This is a genomic window from Microbacterium sp. 22215 (assembly GCF_052045655.1).
Lineage (GTDB): Bacteria > Actinomycetota > Actinomycetes > Actinomycetales > Microbacteriaceae > Microbacterium > Microbacterium phyllosphaerae.
In genome coordinates this window covers 149,495-169,779 of the sequence record NZ_JBQEPC010000008.1, presented here as the reverse complement: position 1 = coordinate 169,779, position 20,285 = coordinate 149,495, and the positions used below count along the sequence as shown (strand labels likewise).

The window sequence follows — 20,285 nt, the reverse complement described above, 5'->3', positions numbered from 1 at the left end:
TCGGGTGATCGCCGACCTCGACATGGTGCTGTCCGACGACGCTCTCGCGGGGCTGAGTGATGCGGACCGGATCACGGTGTTGCAGGGCGCGGGGGCGGCGTTCCGGCGGGTCGAGGCGGTGATCGTGGAGACGGTCGCGACCGGGGATGCGGCTGACTTTCCGCATGCGGCGGGGTGTCGGGGGATGAACGAGTTGGTGCAGCGGATGTTGCGGGTGGACGTGCGGGGTGCGTCTCGGGTCGACCGGGTCGTCGATCTGGTGCGGCGGCCGGTGAGTCTGTCGGGGGAGCGGATGCCGGCCCGGTGGGCGGAGCTGCGGCTCGCGCTGCTGGACGGGGTGGTCGGTATGGCCGGGTTTCTCGCGGCGACGGGTCCGATCGAGAGGGTGTGGGATCGACTCACGATCGATCAACGCCTGGCGGCGGATGTCGCGTTGGCCGGGTGCGCGCGCGGGCACGGGCTCGACGCTGAGGTCGAGGATGACCAGGGGGGCCGCGATGTGGATGAGCCGGGTCCTGCGCCGACGGTGCAGGACTTGAGGGCTCTCGCGGAAGATCTCGCGTCGATGTTCGACCCCGACGGGGAGGAGCCGAAGGATGAGGACTCCCGGCGTCGCCGGGGGATCACGATCGGCCGGTTGAAAGACGGGATGCATGCGATCCGGGGGTATCTGACCCCGGAGGTCGCGGCGCAACTGCAGCTGATCATCGACGCGATCCTGAACCCCAAGGGCGACGGCCCACCCATGCCTGGCGTGCACTTCGCCCCGAGCGACGCTTCGGATGCTCGTCGTGGCGGTGATGCAGATAGGGGTTGGCCGCGCGTCGATGTCGATGTCGATGTCGATATCCATGTCGATGTCGATGTCGATGTCGAAAGTGATGGTGATATCGGAACCGACGCCGACGTCGACGCCGACGCTGGTGATGGTGGCGTCGGAACTGATGCCGACGACGCGGATCCGATCAACTCTGACCCGCGTTGTGTTCTCGATGATCGGACCGCGTCGCAGAAACGTCACGACGCTCTCGCCATGGTGTTCGGAATCGCTGCCCGCCACAAGGACATGCCCACTCTCGGTGGGTCGTCGCCGGTGCTTGTCGTGAACGTGGATGCGAACGACCTCGCCGCCCACGGTGGCGGCGGCAACCGAGACAACGGCGGGTGGGCGACGATCCCCGGATCCGGTGCGCACGTGCCCGTGTCGGTTGCTGCTCAGGTCGCGTGCAGTGGGGCGATCCAACGGGTGCTCATGGATGAGGGGCGGATCATCGGGATCACGACCACGGATCGGGTCTTCACTGTGCATCAACGCCGCGCGATCGTCGCCCGCGACAAGGAGTGTCTAATCCCCGGATGCCACGTTCCGGCGTCGTGGTGTGAGATCCACCACGTCACCGAACACGCCAGGGGCGGTCCGACACATACGGACAACGGTGTTCCGTTGTGCTGGTGGCATCACCGATCCCTCGGCACGTCGGGGTGGGAGATCCGGATGAACGCGGGCGTCCCTCAGGTGCGGGGCCCGAGGTGGTGGGACCCCGACCAACGCTGGCGCACCCCACGACTCAGCATCCCGGTAGGTGGGCATGTTCGTGGTGCCCCGCTGCGGGTCTGACCTGAGCAACGCAGACCTGAGCAACGCAGACCTGAGCAACGCAGACAGGAGCAACGTAGACCTGAGCACCCCGGACAGGAACAACGCAGACCTGAGCACCACAGACAGGAGTAGAACAGGGTCATGAGCATAGACGTCACAGGAATCGGCGGAGTCTTCTTCCGCAGCAGAGATCCGGAGGCTCGAGCCGCCTGGTACCGCGAGCATCTCGGAATCGGGGCAGGGCGCGACGGCATGTGGCAGCAGGAGGCAGGCATGACAGTCTTCGCACCGTTCGCGGCGGACAGCGACTACTTCGCTCCCGATCAGCAGTTCATGCTCAATCTCAGAGTGTCGAACATCGAGGAGCTCGTCACGCGGCTGGACGCCTCAGGGATTCCGGTCGAGCGACGCGATGAGTGGAACACTGCCGAATACGGCACCTTCGCCCGCATCCACGACCCCGAAGGTCTCGCGATCGAACTGTGGCAACCGCCGGCCTGGTAAGAAAACCGCGCTCAGGAGAACCGCACTCAGGCTGGCCCGAGTCCATGCGGGTCCGAGTCCATGCGGGCCCGAGTTCAGGCGGGTCCGAGGCGAAGCACGTCGGGCGACTCGCCGCCCGACAGCTCATCGGCGATGCGGATGCTGCGAGCCAGGTCGTCGAGCGCGCCGTCGAGAGTCCCGAAGCGCTCACGTTCGCTGCAGACCGCCGTCAGCGTAACCAGATGAGTGCCCGTGTCCCAGGTGTAGGTGGCGAACGGCGGCGTGGCGGGCGACGGCGGCATCGCCACCACGAGCTTCTCGCCCGCACCCAGCCAGCGGCTCGAGAACGACACGGTGTCGTCGTAGTCCATCGGCATGGATGCCCGGGCGATGCGCACCTCGGGGGTCAGCGCCTGCACCGTGGCCATCGCGACGACGAGCTCGGGGTCGGCCTTCCACGTCCACACGAGCACGCGACCGTCGGCCCTGCGCATCAGCAGAGGAGTAGCCTGGCTCATCGCCCAGGCGCCGAACCGAGAGCCGGGCCGCTCGGTGACGCCGATCGCCGAGTTCACCTGCCCCAGCAGCATCCGGATGGCGGCCTTGCGATGACGCCGCCCCTTCCAGCCGAGCGAGTCCGTGACGGGGATCCACTGCTGGGGGTCGGCGTCGGCTGTCAGTCGCATACCTCCACGCTAGGGGGTGAGGCTGAGGGATGCCGGTATGCCTCGGAGGCTCGATCAGGCCCCTCGGGTAGAGTGGCCAGCGCCCGATCGGGCTCTTTGACCGCCGTACCGTAAGGCAGAATGTCCTCCTCTACCTCCGATCCGACGAGTGCTCCCGACGTCGCCCCCGGCCCCGGGCAGCGTCCCCTGCGCATCCTGATCGGATGCGACACCTTCGCGCCCGACATCAACGGCGCAGCCCGCTTCGCCGAACGCCTCGCGGCAGGGCTCGTGCAGCGGGGTGAAGACGTCCACGTCGTCGCTCCGAACGTGGCCTACCGCCGCACGCCCGCGCAGACCGAGGTGATCGAGGGCGAGCCGATGACGATGCACCGCCTTCCGTCGGTGCGCTGGGCCCCCCACGACTGGCTGCGCTTCGTCTGGCCGTGGCGTGTGAAGCACTATGCCCGCAAGATCTTCGACAGCGTGCAGCCCGACGTGGTGCACATCCAGTCGCACATCGTGATCGGCCGCGGCCTCGCCCGGATCGCGCACGAGCGCGGCATCCCGGTGATCGCCACGAACCACGTGATGGCCGAGAACATCCTCGACCACACCACGATGCCCAAATGGGTCGATGACCTCGTGCTGCGCTGGGCCTGGGGTGACGCGAAGCGCACGTTCGCCCTGACTCGCGCGATCACCACGCCCACGCGTCGCGCCGCCGACTTCCTCGAACGCACCGTCGCCGTCGAGAACGTCATCCCCGTGAGCTGCGGCATCGACCGCACGCAGTACACGCCGGTGATCGCCCCCCGCGAGAAGAACCGCATCATCTTCGTCGGCCGCCTGACCGCCGAGAAGCAGGTCGAGGTGATCCTCGAGGCCATGACGAAGCTCGACCCGGCGCTCGACACGACCTTCGACATCGTCGGAGGCGGCGACCAGCGCAAGCAGCTCGAGAACCTCACGACCCAGCTGGGTCTCGCGGATCGGGTGACCTTCCACGGCCGCACGACCGACGAAGAGCTCCGGGCGCTGCTGTCACGCGCCTCGGTGTTCACGATCGCCTCGATCGCCGAGCTGCAGTCGATCGCGACAATGGAGGCGATGGCGTCCGCGCTCCCGATCGTCGCCGCGGATGCGGTCGCGCTGCCGCACCTCGTGCACGACGGTGAGAACGGCTACCTGTTCGAGCCGGGCGACGCCGACGCTCTCGCAGCGCGGCTGACCGACGTGCTCACCGCGTCGCCGGCCGAGTACGCGCGGATGCAGCAGGCATCTCTCGACGGCGTCGCGATCCACGACATCAACCGCACCCTCGATACGTTCGAGGCGCTGTACCGCGACGAGCCGCTGCCCGAGTGACGGTGCGCGCGATGCACATCGTCTTCTTCGGCGATCAGCACCTGGACTCGCTCGGCGGCGCTCAGGTGTCGATGCGGCTGCAGCGCGAGTTCCTCGAGCGCGCCGGCCACACGGTGACCGTGGTCGCCCCGAAGATGCACGGATCGCGCGCATCCGACGCGTCGGACCCCGCGAACGTCGATCTGCCGTCCGTGCCGATCACCCTCGACCGCGAGTACTCGATGAGCTGGCCGGGGCGAGCGACCGATCGGTTCCTCGACCGTGCGATGACACACCGCCCGCCGGTCGACCTCGTGCACGTGCAGGCAGACTTCTGGGGCGCGTTCATCGGTCACCGTTACGCTGCGCGGCACGGCATCCCCGTGGTGCACACCATGCACAACAGGGTCGACGTCGGCATCGCCGCGGTGACGCCGCTGCACCGCCCTGTGCTCGGGGTGCTGAACCTCTGGCGGCGCCGAGCGCTGCACGGAGTCGCATCCTCGCGTGTCGACGGCAGTGACGGCTGGGCGTTCCTGCGCGGCATCGCGAGCGGAGCCTCGGCTGTGACCGCTCCCTCGACCCACTTCGCACGCCGCCTCGAGGAGCACGGCGTGTTCAGCCCGGTCGACGTCGTCTGGAACGGCATCGACGATGACGTGCGCGAAGAGACCCTCGCCTCAGCTCCCGCGGAGCGCGCGCCCGGTCGCCCCCGGTTCGTGTGGCTCGGCCGCATGAGCCCCGAGAAGCGGCTGCTGCCCTTCCTGCAGGCGTTCGTCGAATCAGGGGTCGATGCCGATCTCGAGATCATCGGCGGCGGTGCGCAGCGGCCCGCCGCAGAGAAGATCGTCGCGGGGACGGCGAACGTGCGTTTCGCCGGCAAGCTGAGCTACCAGGACACTTTGGCGCGGATCGCCGCCGCGGACGCTCTCGTGCAGACGTCGATCGGTTTCGAGACGCAGGGCATGACGCCGTTCGAAGCGGCGACGCTCGGCACGCCCTCGGTGATCAGCGACCCCGACATCGCGGCCGAGCTCGGCGGCGGTCTCTGGGCCGTTCCCGGAGCAGCGGGCACCGAGGAGCAGCGCAAAGCGGGTCTCATCGACACGCTGCGCCGGGCGGCATCCGACATCGCTGCGGGCGACGCGCCTGTGCCGATGCGCGAGGTCTCGGAGGCATTCCGGCAGTCGTCGCGCACGGCCGCGATGATCGAGGTCTACGAGCGCGTGCTCGCCGGCTGATCGGGCGCGTCAGAAGAAGTTGTAGAACACGCTCGAGAGCCCCGAAGCGAGCGTCCCCAGAATCGTGTTCACGGCCAGACCGATCGCGATCGCGGCGAGCAGGTGCGGTGCCGGACGCCGCAGTGCCGCGATGCCCAGCACGATTCCGGTCGCGGCGCCCACGAACACGAGAAAGTTCAGGATGCTCGGCACCGCGCCCATCGCCATCCAGTCGATGATCGAGTTCGCGTAGAGGAACTGCAGCAGCAGCTGGGAGACCAGTCCGAATCCGACGGAGAGCACCGCCACGAGGAAGGCGGTACGGCCGAGGGGGTTCGCTCCCTTCGAAGAGCCGGGAGTCCCCGTCCCGACGGTGGGGTACGGCGTGCCGTATGGCTGGCCGGGCTGGGCGTATGGCTGGCCGGGCTGCGCGGACTGAGACGGCCGGTCTGAGGGCTGAGTCGGCTGAGATACGGGCGGATACGGCTGTCCTGAGTTCTGGTACTGCTGTCCCGGCGCGGAGTACGGCTGTCCCGGTTGCGGTGCCGGTGGGAACTGCTGGCCCTGGGGAAGGTGGTGTGTGCCGGCGGAGGGCTGTGATTCGCTCATGAGGAGGTGCTCCCGGTCAGTTGTAGGCGAGCGCGAAGGCGAGGTTCGACAACCACGACATCACGATTCCGGCGATCGCCGATGCGCTGATGCCGATGGCGATCCCTGCGAGGATCTGCTGGCCCGGGCGCCGCATCGACATCAGGCCCAGGATGAGCGCCACGACGGAGACGACCAGCACCAGCCCGTTGCCGATCGCGCTGAAGGCGCCGATCCCGGACGCGTCGTAGAACGAGCGGATGACGAGGGGGAAGGAGAGCGTGACGAGGAGACCGATCCCGAGAGCCACGAGCGAGATGATGAAGGCGAGGCGGCCCAGCGACCCGCCGCGGCTCGGGCTCGCGGCCGCAGGGCCGGGATAAGCGGATGCGGGAGGGTGCTGCGAGCCGTAGGGCTGTCCCGCGAACTGCTGCGGTGCCGGGTGCTGCTGTGGCGCCGGGTACTGCTGCGGTGCCGGGTACTGCTGCGGTGCCGGGTGCTGCTGTGGCGCCGGATGTGGGGGAGTTCCGTACGGCTGCGCGGGGGGCTGCTGAGGCTCGCTCATGGTGTCGAGCGTAGCCGCGCGATTCGCCGGGCGGATAGAGGGGCTCGCCGAACGTCAGCGGTAGACGTGCCCCGCTTCGGCTCGGTCGAGTGAGTCCTGCTCGGCGACGCGGGACCAGTCGGTGGGAATGCGGCGGTATCCGTCGCGGCGGAGTTCGATGACGGTGGCGACGAGCGCCCACACGCCGAGGGCGAGGAGTGCGATGAGAATGAACATGGCAGAAACGCTACGTTCGCTCTTGTTCCGCCACGAGTGGCAGGATAGACTGCGACCGCAGGAAAACTGCCAACCTCGGGAGAGCGCCATGATGAAGACCGTCGCCTGCGTCGTCCAAGACGGATTCGCGCCGTTCGAGTTCGGTCTCGCCTGCGAGGCGTTCGGCCTCGACCGATCGAACGACGGAGTGCCGAACTTCGACTTCCGGGTCATCGCGCCGCATCCCGGGGTCGTGAAGTCCAAGCTCGGATTCTCGATCAACGTCGAGCACGATCTCTCGTTCGCGTACGAGGCCGATCTCGTCGTGCTCTGCCCGGTGCCGCGCGAGTACTGGCCGAACATCGATCCGCTGCTGCTCGACGTCGCCCGCGACGCGGTGGCGCGCGGCGCCTGGCTGCTGACCATCTGCAGTGCGTCGTTCATCCTCGGTGCGGCAGGGGTGCTCGACGGTCGTCGCGCCACCACGCACTGGATGTATGCCGACATCATGGCCGAGATGTATCCGCAGATCGACATCGACCCCGACGTGCTCTTCGTGCAGGACGGGCGGATCATCACGAGCGCGGGCACCGCCGCGGGCATCGATGCCTGCCTGCACCTGCTGCGTCAGGAGCTCGGCGCCGAGCTCACCAACCGGATCGCCCGGCGTATGGTGGTGCCGCCTCAGCGCGACGGTGGGCAGGCGCAGTTCATCGACCGCCCGATCCCGGTGGTCCAGAGCGACTCGCTCGCGGCGGTCGCCGACTGGGCGGTCGAGCACCTGCGCGACGACCTCGGTGTCGATCAGCTCGCGGCCCGCGCGCTCATGTCGCCGCGCACCTTCGCCCGCCGGTTCAAGGCCGAGTACGGCGCGACACCTGCGGCCTGGCTGGCCCGCCAGCGGGTGCTGCACGCCCAGCGCCTGCTGGAGCGCAGCGACCTGTCGCTCGAGCAGATCGCCGACGAATGCGGCTTCGGGTCGGCCGCGGTGCTGAGGCAGAACTTCTCGCGCGTGCTCGGCACGACCCCGACCGCCTATCGAGCGCGCTTCTCCTGCGTGGACGACGCGGAGTCCTCCGCGGCCTGATCGGTCTCAGCGCGCCGGGGCGGCGCTGCCCGGACGGAGCTTCAGTGGTCCCAGTGGCCGGGGCTCGGGAGGGCGCGGTAGTCGACCTCAACCCCTGCCGGTGTGACGGATGCCGTGCAGTAGAGCAGCGACTGCGTGGGGTATCCGTGGGGCCGATTGTCGCGGATGATCGCGCGGTCGTCTTCGGGGTCGAGTCGCGTCGACGATGCGAGCAGAGAGGTCCACTCTCCTGTCCAGTCCGTGCTCTCGGCGGCCGGGCCGAGGGCGCGGAACTCGGGCAGCCAGGCGGCGATGCGAGGGGTCCCGAGGTCATCGAGATCGTCGTGGGCGATCATGTGGATGCCGTCGTCGATCGGCGTTTCGCGCAGCTCGACACCATCCCAGCTCAGCACACGCGACCCCTCGGGGCGCACCTCGAGCAGATTGAAGCCGTGCATCGGCAGCGGCGCGACGGGGGAGCGGTCCGCCACGGACTCCAGTGCGAGCGAGCCGCGAGAGACAGCCGCGTCGCCGGCGAGATCGACCACGTCGGCGCGGTTGAGCAGCACGGCGAGGCGGCGCTCGGAAGGGTCGACCGCGAGCCAGGCGCCACCCGCCCGTCGGTCGCGGATGCCCGAGACCCCGGGGTGCGCGTCCGGCCACCACTCGCCGAGAGCATCCCACTCGCGCTGCGGATCCTCATCGCGCACCGCGAGCAGACGCGCGGAGTCGGGGCCGGCCACATCGATCACCACGGTGCACACGGGGTCAAGTCTAGGTCGGCGCTGCGGGGCGGGATCGTGCGGCCGGCGTCTGGCGGCGTCCTGCGCCGGCATCTCCCGTTTCGGTCCGTGCGGCATCCCCGGCTCAGCCCCGGTGGGGTGGATGCTGCGGCAGAATCGAACCGTGAACATCGTCGTCGGGGTTACAGGTGGCATCGCCGCATACAAGACAGTGCACCTGGTGCGTCTGCTGACCAAGGCGGGTCATGACGTGACCGTGGTGCCGACGGAGGACGCACTGCGCTTCGTCGGCACACCGACGTGGGAGGCGCTCAGCCGGCATCCGGTCACGACCAGCGTGCACGACGACGTCGCCCGCGTGCGGCACGTGGCTCTCGGTCAGAACGCCGACCTGGTGATCGTGGCTCCGGCCACCGCCAACACGGTCGCGAAGATCACCGCGGGCATCGCCGACGACCTGCTCGGCACCACGCTGCTCGCCACCGAGGCTCCTGTCGTCCTCGCGCCCGCCATGCACGCCGAGATGTGGCGCAATGCGGCCACGCAGGCGAACGTCGCGACCCTCGCGTCACGCGGTGTGCACCTGGTCGGCCCGGCTGACGGCGAGCTCGCCGGAGGCGACAGCGGTCCGGGTCGGATGTCGGAGCCTGAGGTCATCGTCGAGGCCGCCCTCGCCCTGCTCGCACCGCGGGACCTCGCCGGACTGCGCGTCGCGATCTCGGCCGGTGGCACCCGCGAGCCCATCGATCCCGTGCGGTTCCTCGGAAACCGATCGAGCGGCCGGCAGGGCATCGCGCTCGCGGCGGAGGCCGCCGCTCGAGGAGCCGACGTGACGGTCGTCGCCGCGAACGTCTCGGCCGACGTGCTGGCCGAGGCGCGGCATCCGTCGGTCCGCGTGGTGTCGGTGGGAACCGCCGCCGAGCTCTCGACAGCGATGAAGGATGCCTCCGCGAGCGCGGACATCGTGATCATGGCGGCCGCGGTCGCCGACTATCGACCCGCATCCGTGTCGGATCAGAAGCTCACGAAGGAGCAGGGTGTGCTGACGCACCTCGAGCTCGTCGAGAACGAGGATGTCGTCGGAGCGCTGGCGGCTCTCCGTGCCGACGGTCACGCGCCGGAGCGGCAGACGATCGTCGCGTTCGCGGCCGAGACCTCCGAGGACGCGGACGAGCGGCTGGATCGCGCTCGCCGCAAGCGCGAGCGCAAGGGCGTCGACCTGCTCGCCGTCAACCTCGCGAACGCCGAGCACGGCTTCGAGAAGAGGGACAACGCCGTCGAGATCGTCGGAGGGGGTGGCGCGGTCGTGTCATCCGCGTCAGGCTCTAAGCACGCGGTCGCACGAGCGATCCTGGATGCCGTGCGCAGTATGCGCTAAACTTGAGTCAAGTCCACTCAACTTTGCGGACCATGACAACAAGACAGTGATCAGAAGGAGTCTCCCCAGGAGGAACCCATGCCCAGCCCACAGAGCACGCAGAACGACGACCAGCAGTCCGCCCTCGAGCAGTTCGGGATCAACCTCACCGACCGCGCCCGCCAGGGCAAGCTCGACCCCGTGATCGGACGCGACAGTGAGATCCGCCGCGTCAGTCAGGTGCTCACGCGCCGCACGAAGAACAACCCGGTGCTGATCGGCGAGCCGGGCGTCGGCAAGACCGCCGTCGTCGAGGGACTCGCCCAGCGCATCGTCGCGGGCGACGTCGCCGAGTCTCTCAAGGACAAGGAGCTGGTGTCGCTCGACATCTCGGCCCTCGTCGCCGGGGCCATGTACCGCGGCCAGTTCGAGGAGCGCCTGAAGAGCGTCCTGAAAGAGATCACCGAGTCCGACGGGCAGGTCATCACGTTCATCGACGAGCTGCACGTGCTCATGGGAGCGGGCGGCGGCGAAGGCTCGGTGGCCGCGTCGAACATGCTCAAGCCGATGCTCGCCCGGGGCGAGCTGCGCCTGATCGGCGCGACGACGCTCAACGAGTACCGCGAGTTCATCGAGAAGGATGCGGCGCTCGAGCGCCGCTTCCAGCAGGTCTATGTCGGTGAACCCACGGTCGAGGACACCATCGCGATCCTCCGTGGACTCAAGGGCCGGTACGAGGCGCACCACGGGGTGACGATCGCCGACAGCGCGCTGGTCGCCGCCGCTGCACTGTCGAACCGGTACCTGCCCGCGCGGCAGCTCCCCGACAAGGCGATCGACCTGATCGACGAGTCGATGTCGCGTCTCAAGATGGAGATCGATTCGTCTCCCGTCGAGATCGACCAGCTCAAGCGCCAGGTCGACCGCATGAAGCTCGAAGAGCTCGCTCTCAAGCGCGAGAAGGATGCCGCCTCGAAAGAGCGACTCGCGGCTCTTCGCGAGCAGCTCGTGGGCATGGAAGCGCAGCTGGCCGAGCTCGAAGCCCGCTGGGCACGCGAGCGCCAGGGTCTGAACCGCGTCGGCGATCTGAAGAAGAAGCTCGACGACGCGGTCACGCAGCGCGATCTCGCCATGCGTGAGGCCGACTACACGCGTGCCTCGAAGCTCGAATACGAGACCATCAAGCGCCTCGAGCGCGAGATCGCCGAAGCCGAGCAGGCCGAGGCCGCGGTCTCGACAGAGGGGCGCATGGTCAACGAGCAGGTCACCGACGAGGACATCGCCGCCGTGATCGCGGCGTGGACCGGCATCCCCGTCGGCCGTCTGCTGCAGGGTGAGAGCGAGCGGCTGCTGCACCTCGAATCCGAGCTCGGCAAGCGCCTCATCGGGCAGAAGGATGCCGTCAAGGCGGTGTCCGATGCCGTGCGGCGCTCGCGGGCGGGCATCAGTGACCCCGGTCGGCCGACCGGATCGTTCCTGTTCCTCGGCCCGACGGGCGTCGGAAAGACCGAGCTGGCGAAGGCTCTGGCCGACTTCCTGTTCGACGACGAGCGCGCCATGGTGCGCATCGACATGTCGGAGTACGGCGAGAAGCACTCCGTCTCCCGGCTCGTCGGCGCCCCTCCCGGGTACGTCGGCTACGAGCAGGGCGGTCAGCTGACCGAGGCCGTGCGGCGTCGCCCCTACAGCGTCGTGCTGCTCGACGAGGTCGAGAAGGCGCATCCCGAGGTGTTCGACGTGCTGCTGCAGGTGCTCGACGACGGTCGTCTGACCGACGGTCAGGGCCGGACGGTCGACTTCTCGAACGTCATCCTGATCCTCACGTCGAACCTCGGGTCGCCGATCCTCATCGATCCGACGCTGTCGCCCGACGAGAAGCGCGAGCAGGTGATGGCGCTCGTGCACCAGGCGTTCCGACCCGAGTTCCTCAACCGCCTCGACGACATCGTGATGTTCTCGGCGCTCAGCCAGGACGACCTCGCGCAGATCGTCGAGCTCTCGATCGATCAGCTGCACAACCGGCTGCGCGATCGTCGGCTCACGCTCGCGGTCACTCCGGACGCCCGATCGTGGCTCGCCGAGCGCGGATACGACCCGATGTTCGGCGCCCGTCCGCTGCGACGCCTGATCCAGACCGAGGTGCAGAACAAGCTGGCGACGGCGCTGCTCTCGGGTGGGGTGCACGACGGCGACCTGGTGCGCGTCGACGTGGCGGCCGACGGCACGGGTCTCGTGCTGACGTCGACCGCCCCGGAGCCCGACACGGGAACCGGGCCGGACGACGACGACGTGATCGAGGCCGAGCTCCTCGACGACTAGAGCGCGGCGAGCGGGCGACTGCAGACACACGGAAGAGGGGCGGANCATCCGCCCCTCTTCCGTGTCCGGATCGCGTCAACCTGCTGTCGGTCGGCGAATCCCCTTGAGCGCATCGGCTTCGAGTTCGCGGCCGATGATCGAGTGGCGCCGCGAGTACGCGAAGTAGATGATGAGGCCGAGCGCCAGCCAGATCGCGAAGCGCACCCAGGTCTCGGTGCTGAGGTTGAGCATCAGCCAGAAGCAGGCGATCGCCGAGATCCAGGGCAGCCACGGCGACAGCGGCACCGTGAACGGACGCTCGAGGTCGGGGCGGCTCTTGCGCAGGATCGGCACGCCGATGCTCACGAGCACGAACGCCGACAGGGTGCCGATGTTGATCATGTCGCCGAGCACCTGCACGTCGGTGAAGCCCGCGATGATCGCGATGATCACGCCGACGATCAGCTGGATGCGGATCGGTGTTCCCCGCTTGGCGTCGGTGACGCTGAGCGAGCGGGGGAGCAGGCCGTCGCGGCTCATCGCGAACACGACGCGGGCGAGGCCCATGAGCAGCACCATGACCACGGTGGTGAGACCGACCAGGCTGCCGATCGCGATGACCTGAGCGGCCCAGGTGGCGCCGACCAGCTCGAACGCGCTCGCGAGCGACGGCTCGTCGAGTTTCGCCAGCTCGGTGTACGACACCATGCCGGTGATGACGATCGCGACCATCACATAGAGCACGGTGACGATGATCAGGCCGAGGATGATGCCGCGGGGCACCGTGCGCTTGGGGTCCTTGGTCTCCTCGGCGCTGGTCGCGACGACGTCGAAGCCGATGAACGCGAAGAACACCAGCGCCGCGCCGCTGAGGATGCCGAAGACGCCGTACATCGTCGGGTCGGAGCCGGTCATGAACGAGAAGAGCGACTGCGTCCACGCGCTCTCGGAGGCGGCACCCGACTGCGCGGGAGGCACGAACGGGGTGTAGTTGGCGCCGTTGATGAAGAAGAACCCGACGACGATGACGAACAGCACGATCGCGACCTTGATCACCGTGAACACACTGTTCACCCGGCTCGACAGCTGGGTGCCGAGGGCGAGCAGCACCGTGAAGATCGCGACGATGACGACGGGGCCCCAGTCGAACGACAGCGGGCCGAGCTGCAGGGTCATCGGGATCTCGAGATCGAACAGCGAGACGGCGTCGCCGAGGTAGACGCCCCAGTACTTCGCGATCACCGCCGAGGCCATGAGCATCTCGAGGATGAGGTCCCAGCCGATGATCCACGCGAGGAACTCGCCCAACGTCGAGTAGGTGAACGTGTAGGCGGAGCCGGCGACGGGGATGGATGACGCGAACTCGGCGTAGCAGAGGATCGCGAGACCGCACACGGCCGCGGCGATGATGAACGAGATGATCACCGCGGGGCCGGCGTGCCGCGCCGACGCCTCGGCGCCGACCGAGAAGATGCCCGCGCCGACGGCAACCGCGACGCCCATGACCGCCAGGTCCCAGACGCCGAGCGAGCGCTTCAGCGAGCGTTTCTCGTCGTGCGTCTCGGCCATCGACTGCTCGACCGATTTGATCCTTCGCTGAATCGCCATGCGGACGAGTCTAGGTCTGGGCGGCCCACGCACGAAGGGCGCCACCCGGTATATCGGGTGGCGCCCTTCGGCGGTGCGGCTGGGTGTCAGGCGCTGAGGATGACCGTCTCGTCGATCGGGCGACGCACGCGCGGTGCGGTCTCGCCCTGCTGGAGACCCTCGGGAAGGCCGGCGGCGTCGCCGTACTCGCCGACGGCGATCACGGTGATGGCCGAGAAACGCGGCGACAGGTCTGCGAACTCGCGGACGACCTCAGGGTCGAAGCCGCTCATCTGGTGCACGAGGAGACCCTCGTGGTGCGCCTGCACCGAGAAGTGGGCGACGGCCTGGCCGAGGTCGTAGACCGCGTGGCTGATGGCCTTGCCCTCTTCGGACTCGGTCTCGGCGATCGCGACGATGAGGGCCGAGGCCTTCGACGCCCAGAGCTGGTTGAACTCGACGAGGGAGCTGACCACCTGGTCGAACAGCGCGGTGCCGCGGCGAGCGACGATGAAGCGCCACGGCTGCAGGTTGTATGCGGACGGTGACCAGCGCGCGGCCTCGAGGGCGGCGTTCAGCTTGGCGTCGTCGATCGTGTTCTCGGCGTCGTAGGCGCGCGGGCTCCAGCGCCCGGCGAGGACGTCGAGGACGGGGTGCTCGGTGGGGGCGGTGCGGTCGATCACGGGAGTGCTCACGGAAGTGCCTTTCGGAAAGGAGTCGATCGGACTCCTTCGTCCGGGTACGAGGGTCTCAACGAATGCATGTGAACGCATATTCCCGATGACGCCGTATGACTTTACCGAAGGGCGTGCCGCGGGCGGATGCCGGGCTTCTGCGCGCCTGTTCGATGGGAATCCGCTGCGGCCTCCGAAAGCAAGGGGGTTCTGCGAGCTGTGCCGGTCTGGTTGTCTCGCGAGATCGGGCGTGGGGCGGCCGCCCGTCACCCACGCCACGGACGGGAAGAACACGATGGCCGGCAAGACCAAGACCAAGACCAAGACGAAGACCAAGACCCATGACGAGAAGCACAAGCATCATGACAAGAGGAAGACGCACACACGGCTCGACAAGAAGCGGTACGAGAAGGAGCTGAGGCGCCTGCAGATCGAGCTCGTCAGCATGCAGCAGTGGGTCATCGCGTCAGATGCGCGGATTCTCGTGATCTTCGAGGGCCGCGATGCGGCGGGCAAGGGCGGTGCGATCAAGCGCGTGATGCAGTACCTCAACCCGCGTCACGCCCGGGTGGTCGCCCTGCCGCAGCCGTCGGAACGCGAGAAGGGCCAGTGGTACTTCCAGCGGTACATCGAGCGGCTCCCCACCACGGGCGAGATCGTGCTGATGGATCGGTCCTGGTACAACCGCGCCGGCGTCGAGAAGGTGATGGGCTACTGCACGGACGAGGAGTACGACCGCTTCCTCGCGCAGGTCCCCGTCGTCGAGCAGATGCTGGTCGACGACGGGATCATCCTGCTGAAGTACTGGTACTCGGTGTCCGACACCGAACAGGAGAAGAGGTTCCGGTCGCGCTTGAACGATCCGATGCGACGGTGGAAGCTCTCCGACACCGACCTGGCCTCCATCTCCCGCTGGGAGGACTACTCACAGGCCAAGGATGCGATGTTCGACATCACCGATCGCGAGGCCGCGCCCTGGTGGTCGATCGACAGCGACGACAAGAAGGCCGCGCGACTCAACACCATCCACCATCTGCTGAGTCAGATCCCCTACCGCCGGCTCGACCCCGAAGAGGTCCACTTCCCCGACCGCCCCGCGGCGTCGGGTGCCCCGCGTCCGCCGATCGACGAGCATGCTTTCGTCCCCGACCACGCGGCGACGCTCTAGGCGCGACCGATCGCACGAGCCCGCGCGCCCGACCACGCGAGAGCCGGCGCCGTGCCCTGGACTGCTCAGTCGAGCAGATTGCGAGAGGCGGCGGATGCCAGCGCTCGCCGCACCGCGCGGATCGACGGCGCCGCGGCTGACACGCGCCGCGCCGACGAGAAGATCTCCCGACGGGGCTCGTCGGGCAGTGGGGTGAGCGCGACCGTCGGCGGCTCTCCCGCCCAGACGAGCTCGGGGAGCAGCCCGACCGCGAGGCCGGCGCGGATGAGACGCACATGGGCGGTGAGGTCGGCGACCTCGAAGCGCACATCGGGTTCGAAGCCGGCAGTGCGACACAGCTGCTCGGCCCACGCTCGTGACGCCGTGCCCGCGGGCTCGAGCACCCAGGGCTCGTCCCTCGTCGACCACAGCGCCGCTGTCGCATCGGCATCGGCATCGGCAGCTGTGGCATCCGCAGTCTCCGGCGTGCCCGGCCGCCGGGCCAGCGCGATCGAGTCGTGCACGAGCACCACCCGGTCGAGGTCGGCGTGGATCGGTCGGGTGCGTCCGGGATACTGCTCGGCGAGGATCAGATCGAAGTCGCGGCTCGAGACGCCGACGAGCCCGGTCTCGGGGTCGCTCTCGGTGACCTCGACGCGCAGGGCCGGATGCTGCTCGCGCAGCGCGTTGAGCGCGCCGGGGAGCAGCGAGTGCGCGGTCGACTGGAACACGGCGATGTGGACGGTGCCGGTGACCTCGGTGAGCGACTCGGCGACGGCGACCTCGGCGTGTTCGAGCTGGTCGAGGATGCCGATGGCCTCCGCCACGAGGACGTTGCCCTGCGGGGTGAACTGCACGCCGCGGCCGACCCTGCGCAGCAGCGGGACGCCCACCTCCCGTTCCAGAGCGCTCAGCTGCTGCGACACCGATGCCTTGCTGTAGGAGAAAGCGTCGGCGACGGCCGAGAGGGTTCCTCGGCGGGACAGCTCGACCAGCATCCGCAGTCGGTTGACGTCGAGCATCCGCACCCTTTCCAGACCCCGTGAATCGTTCAGTTCAACTGAACAGAAATCACTCGGATCGGTTGATAGACGTAGCCTACTCGCGCGCCTGAGAATGATCGAGCCGCACACGTACCCGGGTGTGCGATCCCCTGGAAGGTACCCCCTGATGACTGTCGTCGCCGACACCACCACTCCCGACACGACGCCGCGCACCGAAGAGGTCGCCGCCCTCGTGCAGCGCTGGCTCGCCGAGAGCGAGACGCACCCCGTCGAGCCCGCCGCGCAGCGCCTCGCCGAGGTGCTCAAGGACCCGAACGGACTCGCGTTCACCGTCGGCTTCGTCGACGGCGTGATGCGCCCCGAAGACCTCAGCGTCGCCGGCCGCACCCTCGCCGAGCTGTCGGAGATCACCCCGTCGCTGCTGCCCGGCTACCTGCGTGCCGCCATCAGGACCGGCGGCTTCTGGGCTCCCAAGCTGCCCGGCGTCGTCGTGCCGATCTCGCGCCGCGTGCTGCGCGCGATGGTCGGACACCTCGTGCTCGACGCGACCCCCTCGAAGCTCGGCCCCGCGATCGCCAAGCTGCGCAAGAGCGGCAACCGCCTGAACCTCAACCTGCTCGGCGAGGCGGTGCTCGGTGAGCGCGAGGCCGGTCGACGCCTGCAGGGCACCTACGACTTCCTGGCGCGCAAGGACGTGGACTACGTCTCGATCAAGGTGTCGAGCGTCGTCAGCCAGCTGTCGATGTGGTCGTTCGACGAGGCCGTGGCCGACGTCGTCACCAAGCTGACCCCGCTCTACGAGCTGGCCGCCTCGTCGGAGGCCGCGGGCAGGACGAAGTTCATCAACCTCGACATGGAGGAGTTCCGCGACCTCGACCTGACGATCGCGGCGTTCACCAGCATCCTCGACCAGCCCGGCTTCGAGCATCTCGAGGCCGGCATCGTGCTGCAGGCCTACCTGCCCGACGCGCTCGGCGCGATGCAGCGGCTGCAGGAGTGGGCCGCCGCCCGCCGGGCTAAGGGCGGAGCGCCCATCAAGGTGCGCGTCGTCAAGGGCGCCAACCTCGCCATGGAAGAGGTCGACTCGAAGGTGCACGGCTGGCCTCTCGCGACCTACGGCACCAAGCAGGACTCCGACACGAACTACAAGCGTGTGCTCGACTGGTCGATGACGCCGGAGCGACTGGATGCCGTGCGCATCGGCGTCGCGGGACACAACCTGTTCGACATCGCCTACACGTGGCTGCTCGCCAAGGCCCGGAACGTGACGGATGCCGTGGAGTACGAGATGCTCCTCGGCATGGCGACCGGTCAGGCCGAGGCGGTCCGCAAGGACGTCGGCCAGCTGCTGCTGTACACGCCGGTCGTGAACCCGGCCGAGTTCGACGTCGCGATCGCCTACCTCGTGCGCCGTCTCGAAGAGAACGCGAGCCCCGAGAACTTCATGTCGGCCGTGTTCGAGCTGGCCTCCGACCCCGCGCTGCTCACCCGTGAGCGCGAGCGTTTCGAGCGCTCGCTGGCAGGGCTCGAGGCAGACCGCTCGGTGCCGTCGTCGAACCGCGTGCAGGACCGTGCCGCGGAGGCGGAAGCACAGTCGGATGCCGTGACCACCGGCTTCGAGAACCAGCCCGACAGCGACCCGGCGATCGCCGCGAACCGCACCTGGGGCCGTGAGATCCTGGCGCGGTCGGTCGACTCGACGCTCGGCCTCGACTCGATCGCCCTCGCCAGGGTCGAGACGACCGATGAGCTCGACGGCATCTTCGCCGCGGCATCCGCCGCCGCCGTCCGGTGGGCCGCGCTGCCCGCCGCCGAGCGCGCCGCCGTGCTGCACCGCGCGGGCGACGAGCTCGCTGCCCGACGCGGTCAGCTGATCGAGATCATGGCCCACGAGGCCGGCAAGACGATCGCCGAGGCCGACCCCGAGGTCTCCGAGGCGATCGACTTCGCCCACTACTACGCCGAGCGCGCGCTCGACCTCGAGACCGTCGACGGCGCCGAGTTCGTGCCCTCGAAGGTGACCGTGGTGACGCCGCCGTGGAACTTCCCCGTCGCGATCCCCGCGGGGGGAGTGCTCGCCGGTCTCGCCTCCGGCTCGGGTGTGGTCATCAAGCCCGCCAAGCTGACCCAGCGCTGCGGTGCCGTGATGGTCGAGGCGCTGTGGGCTGCGGGCGTGCCGCGCGACCTGCTCGCGCTCGTCGACCTCGCGAACCGCGACCTCGGCACGCGCCTGGTCGCCAGCCCCGAGGTCGACCGCGTCATCCTCACCGGCGCGTACGAGACGGCGCAGCTGTTCCGGTCGTTCCGCTCCGACCTGCCGCTGCTCGCCGAGACCAGTGGCAAGAACGCGATCATCGTCACGCCGTCGGCCGACCTCGACCTCGCGGCTGCCGACGTCGCCCGCAGCGCCTTCGGTCACGCCGGCCAGAAGTGCTCGGCCGCATCGCTTGCGATCCTGGTCGGCTCCGTGGCCGACTCAGAGCGGTTCGAGCGCCAGCTGGTCGACGCCGTCACCTCGATGCGCGTCGGTCTGCCCGAAGACCCGGCGACCCAGATGGGGCCGATCATCGAGCCGGCGAACGGCAAGCTGCTGACCGCGCTGACGACCCTCGAGCGGGGCGAGCGCTGGCTCGTGGAGCCCCGCAAGCTCGACGACGAGGGAAAGCAGTGGACGCCCGGCGTCAAGATCGGCGTCGCACCGGGATCGACCACCCACCTCACCGAGTTCTTCGGACCCGTGCTCGGCATCATGCACGCGAAGGACCTCGACGAGGCGATCCGACTGCAGAATGCGGTGGACTACGGCCTCACCGCCGGCATCCACTCGCTCGACTCCGAGGAGGTCGCCACCTGGCTCGACCGTGTCGACGCCGGAAACCTCTACGTCAACCGCGGCATCACCGGCGCGATCGTGCAGCGCCAGCCGTTCGGCGGATGGAAGCGCTCGGCCGTCGGCGCCGGAGCCAAGGCCGGTGGACCGAACTACCTGTTCGGCCTCGGTGACTGGGCTCCTGCCGAGCTGCCGGCGGCCGCACCGGGTGCTGCCGTGATCCCCGCGGTCGACGCGCTGCTGACCGCTGCCGGCTCCGACCTCGGCGCCGTCGAGATCGAGTGGCTGCACCGCGCCGCCGCCGCCGACGAGCGGGCCTGGACCACCGAGTTCGGCGCGGTCAGCGACAAGTCCGGCCTCGGCGTCGAGCGCAACGTGTTCCGGTACCGCCCGGTCGCCGCCGACGTGCGCATCGGTGAGGACGCGGCGCTGGCCGACGGCATCCGCGTGATCGCCGCAGCCCTGCGCAGCGGCAGCCCGTTCACCGTGTCTGCCCCTGCTCTGCCCTCGCGGGTCGAGAAGGCGCTGCGCGCCCAGGGCATCACGGTCACGCACGAGAAGGATGCGGCGTGGGTCAAGCGCTTCGCCAAGGCTGCGGCGAAGGCCGAGCACAGCTGGCAGCGCGTGCGCCTCGTCGGCGGTGACGCGTCGGCCCTGTTCGAGGCTCTCGGTGGAACCCCGGACGTCGCCGTCTGGTCGCACGCCGTCACGGGTGCGGGCCGCGTCGAGATGCTGCCGTTCCTGCACGAGCAGGCCGTGTCGATCACGAACCACCGGTTCGGCAACCCCACCACCCTGTCGGAGGGTCTGATCTGACCCGGGTCTGATCTGACCCGGGTCTGACCGCCGGAACGACGAGGCCCCACCCTGCAGATGTCTGCGGGGTGGGGCCTCGTCGATGGCGGGGTGATCCGAG

18 protein-coding genes are annotated in these 20,285 nt (G+C 68.8%); 10 read left to right on the top strand and 8 right to left on the bottom strand.

From position 1 onward, the window contains the following. The 3 genes from ACTJKH_RS14045 to ACTJKH_RS14035 form a co-directional block, all read left to right on the top strand. A partial coding sequence (locus ACTJKH_RS14045) for a DUF222 domain-containing protein (RefSeq protein ID WP_440737435.1) occupies window positions 1-1,618 on the top strand: 1,618 nt, incomplete at its 5' end. Then, a complete protein-coding gene (locus tag ACTJKH_RS14040) occupies window positions 1,590-1,745 on the top strand; it encodes a pentapeptide repeat-containing protein (protein ID WP_440737438.1) in 156 nt (51 codons plus the stop codon). The genes ACTJKH_RS14045 and ACTJKH_RS14040, both read left to right, overlap by 29 nt. Beyond that, the gene (locus ACTJKH_RS14035) at window positions 1,742-2,104 is read left to right on the top strand and encodes a VOC family protein (RefSeq protein ID WP_440737434.1); all 363 of its coding nucleotides are present in this window, start codon (window positions 1,742-1,744) and stop codon (window positions 2,102-2,104) included. Before ACTJKH_RS14040 ends, ACTJKH_RS14035 begins: the two co-directional genes overlap by 4 nt. A 74-nt stretch (window positions 2,105-2,178) precedes the next feature. Here the strand turns inward: ACTJKH_RS14035 and ACTJKH_RS14030 are convergent, their stop codons facing one another. Beyond that, window positions 2,179-2,769: a hypothetical protein gene (locus tag ACTJKH_RS14030; RefSeq protein ID WP_440737433.1), complete on the bottom strand. Its 591-nt coding sequence runs from the start codon at window positions 2,767-2,769 to the stop codon at window positions 2,179-2,181. A gap of 120 nt (window positions 2,770-2,889) precedes the next feature. Here ACTJKH_RS14030 and ACTJKH_RS14025 point away from each other — a divergent pair, with 120 nt between their 5' ends. Further along, the gene (locus ACTJKH_RS14025; protein WP_440737432.1) at window positions 2,890-4,116 is read left to right on the top strand and encodes a glycosyltransferase; all 1,227 of its coding nucleotides are present in this window, start codon (window positions 2,890-2,892) and stop codon (window positions 4,114-4,116) included. An 11-nt stretch (window positions 4,117-4,127) separates the two neighbouring features. Then, window positions 4,128-5,336 (top strand): glycosyltransferase, encoded by a 1,209-nt coding sequence (locus ACTJKH_RS14020; protein ID WP_440737431.1) that lies wholly within the window; start codon window positions 4,128-4,130, stop codon window positions 5,334-5,336. 9 nt (window positions 5,337-5,345) lie between these two features. On the opposite strand, the gene ACTJKH_RS14015 is transcribed toward ACTJKH_RS14020, so the two are convergent. From ACTJKH_RS14015 to ACTJKH_RS14005, 3 genes are read right to left on the bottom strand one after another with little or no spacing between them, the layout of a single operon-like run. Further along, on the bottom strand, window positions 5,346-5,924 hold the full coding sequence (locus ACTJKH_RS14015) for a hypothetical protein (protein WP_440737430.1): 579 nt from the start codon (window positions 5,922-5,924) through the stop codon (window positions 5,346-5,348). A 16-nt stretch (window positions 5,925-5,940) separates the two neighbouring features. Further along, the gene (locus tag ACTJKH_RS14010; RefSeq protein ID WP_440737429.1) at window positions 5,941-6,468 is read right to left on the bottom strand and encodes a hypothetical protein; all 528 of its coding nucleotides are present in this window, start codon (window positions 6,466-6,468) and stop codon (window positions 5,941-5,943) included. A gap of 54 nt (window positions 6,469-6,522) precedes the next feature. Next, entirely contained in the window at window positions 6,523-6,684 is a 162-nt protein-coding gene (locus ACTJKH_RS14005; protein WP_440737428.1) for a hypothetical protein, read from the bottom strand. A gap of 91 nt (window positions 6,685-6,775) precedes the next feature. On the opposite strand from ACTJKH_RS14005, the gene ACTJKH_RS14000 reads away from it, so the two are divergent. Next, window positions 6,776-7,750 carry a GlxA family transcriptional regulator gene (locus ACTJKH_RS14000; protein WP_210099025.1) on the top strand — a complete coding sequence of 325 codons (975 nt, stop codon included), beginning with the start codon at window positions 6,776-6,778 and terminating at the stop codon, window positions 7,748-7,750. Between the two features lie 41 nt (window positions 7,751-7,791). On the opposite strand, the gene ACTJKH_RS13995 is transcribed toward ACTJKH_RS14000, so the two are convergent. Further along, complete coding sequence (locus tag ACTJKH_RS13995) at window positions 7,792-8,493, bottom strand: NRDE family protein (RefSeq protein WP_440737427.1); 702 nt, start codon at window positions 8,491-8,493, stop codon at window positions 7,792-7,794. Window positions 8,494-8,635: 142 nt separating this feature from the next. On the opposite strand from ACTJKH_RS13995, the gene coaBC reads away from it, so the two are divergent. Both coaBC and ACTJKH_RS13985 read left to right on the top strand, forming a co-directional pair. Then, window positions 8,636-9,850, top strand: a complete 1,215-nt coding sequence (gene coaBC / locus ACTJKH_RS13990) for a bifunctional phosphopantothenoylcysteine decarboxylase/phosphopantothenate--cysteine ligase CoaBC (RefSeq protein WP_440737426.1) — start codon at window positions 8,636-8,638, stop codon at window positions 9,848-9,850. A 78-nt stretch (window positions 9,851-9,928) separates the two neighbouring features. Then, window positions 9,929-12,148 (top strand): ATP-dependent Clp protease ATP-binding subunit, encoded by a 2,220-nt coding sequence (locus ACTJKH_RS13985; protein ID WP_440737425.1) that lies wholly within the window; start codon window positions 9,929-9,931, stop codon window positions 12,146-12,148. A gap of 75 nt (window positions 12,149-12,223) precedes the next feature. Here ACTJKH_RS13985 and ACTJKH_RS13980 read toward each other — a convergent pair whose 3' ends face one another. Beyond that, entirely contained in the window at window positions 12,224-13,735 is a 1,512-nt protein-coding gene (locus ACTJKH_RS13980) for an APC family permease (protein WP_440737424.1), read from the bottom strand. A gap of 86 nt (window positions 13,736-13,821) precedes the next feature. Then, window positions 13,822-14,409 carry a nitroreductase family protein gene (locus ACTJKH_RS13975; protein WP_259161549.1) on the bottom strand — a complete coding sequence of 196 codons (588 nt, stop codon included), beginning with the start codon at window positions 14,407-14,409 and terminating at the stop codon, window positions 13,822-13,824. 274 nt (window positions 14,410-14,683) lie between these two features. On the opposite strand from ACTJKH_RS13975, the gene ppk2 reads away from it, so the two are divergent. Further along, window positions 14,684-15,556 (top strand): polyphosphate kinase 2, encoded by an 873-nt coding sequence (gene ppk2 / locus ACTJKH_RS13970; RefSeq protein ID WP_440737423.1) that lies wholly within the window; start codon window positions 14,684-14,686, stop codon window positions 15,554-15,556. A gap of 65 nt (window positions 15,557-15,621) precedes the next feature. Here the strand turns inward: ppk2 and ACTJKH_RS13965 are convergent, their stop codons facing one another. Continuing rightward, window positions 15,622-16,557: a LysR substrate-binding domain-containing protein gene (locus tag ACTJKH_RS13965; protein ID WP_440737422.1), complete on the bottom strand. Its 936-nt coding sequence runs from the start codon at window positions 16,555-16,557 to the stop codon at window positions 15,622-15,624. Window positions 16,558-16,705: 148 nt separating this feature from the next. On the opposite strand from ACTJKH_RS13965, the gene ACTJKH_RS13960 reads away from it, so the two are divergent. Beyond that, a complete protein-coding gene (locus ACTJKH_RS13960) occupies window positions 16,706-20,185 on the top strand; it encodes a bifunctional proline dehydrogenase/L-glutamate gamma-semialdehyde dehydrogenase (protein ID WP_440737421.1) in 3,480 nt (1,159 codons plus the stop codon). Window positions 20,186-20,285 lie beyond the last annotated feature (100 nt).

What these genes read in the sequence shown, in the direction of transcription:
- ACTJKH_RS13960 (WP_440737421.1), top strand. Translation starts at nt 16,706, where the DNA reads ATGACTGTCGTCGCCGACACCACCACTCCCGACACGACGCCGCGCACC.
- ACTJKH_RS14025 (WP_440737432.1), top strand. Translation starts at nt 2,890, where the DNA reads ATGTCCTCCTCTACCTCCGATCCGACGAGTGCTCCCGACGTCGCCCCC.
- ACTJKH_RS14030 (WP_440737433.1), bottom strand. Translation starts at nt 2,769, where the DNA reads ATGCGACTGACAGCCGACGCCGACCCCCAGCAGTGGATCCCCGTCACG.
- ppk2 (WP_440737423.1), top strand. Translation starts at nt 14,684, where the DNA reads ATGGCCGGCAAGACCAAGACCAAGACCAAGACGAAGACCAAGACCCAT.
- ACTJKH_RS14000 (WP_210099025.1), top strand. Translation starts at nt 6,776, where the DNA reads ATGAAGACCGTCGCCTGCGTCGTCCAAGACGGATTCGCGCCGTTCGAG.
- ACTJKH_RS14005 (WP_440737428.1), bottom strand. Translation starts at nt 6,684, where the DNA reads ATGTTCATTCTCATCGCACTCCTCGCCCTCGGCGTGTGGGCGCTCGTC.
- ACTJKH_RS14010 (WP_440737429.1), bottom strand. Translation starts at nt 6,468, where the DNA reads ATGAGCGAGCCTCAGCAGCCCCCCGCGCAGCCGTACGGAACTCCCCCA.
- ACTJKH_RS14015 (WP_440737430.1), bottom strand. Translation starts at nt 5,924, where the DNA reads ATGAGCGAATCACAGCCCTCCGCCGGCACACACCACCTTCCCCAGGGC.
- ACTJKH_RS14035 (WP_440737434.1), top strand. Translation starts at nt 1,742, where the DNA reads ATGAGCATAGACGTCACAGGAATCGGCGGAGTCTTCTTCCGCAGCAGA.
- ACTJKH_RS14020 (WP_440737431.1), top strand. Translation starts at nt 4,128, where the DNA reads ATGCACATCGTCTTCTTCGGCGATCAGCACCTGGACTCGCTCGGCGGC.
- ACTJKH_RS13985 (WP_440737425.1), top strand. Translation starts at nt 9,929, where the DNA reads ATGCCCAGCCCACAGAGCACGCAGAACGACGACCAGCAGTCCGCCCTC.
- ACTJKH_RS13965 (WP_440737422.1), bottom strand. Translation starts at nt 16,557, where the DNA reads ATGCTCGACGTCAACCGACTGCGGATGCTGGTCGAGCTGTCCCGCCGA.
- ACTJKH_RS13980 (WP_440737424.1), bottom strand. Translation starts at nt 13,735, where the DNA reads ATGGCGATTCAGCGAAGGATCAAATCGGTCGAGCAGTCGATGGCCGAG.
- ACTJKH_RS14040 (WP_440737438.1), top strand. Translation starts at nt 1,590, where the DNA reads ATGTTCGTGGTGCCCCGCTGCGGGTCTGACCTGAGCAACGCAGACCTG.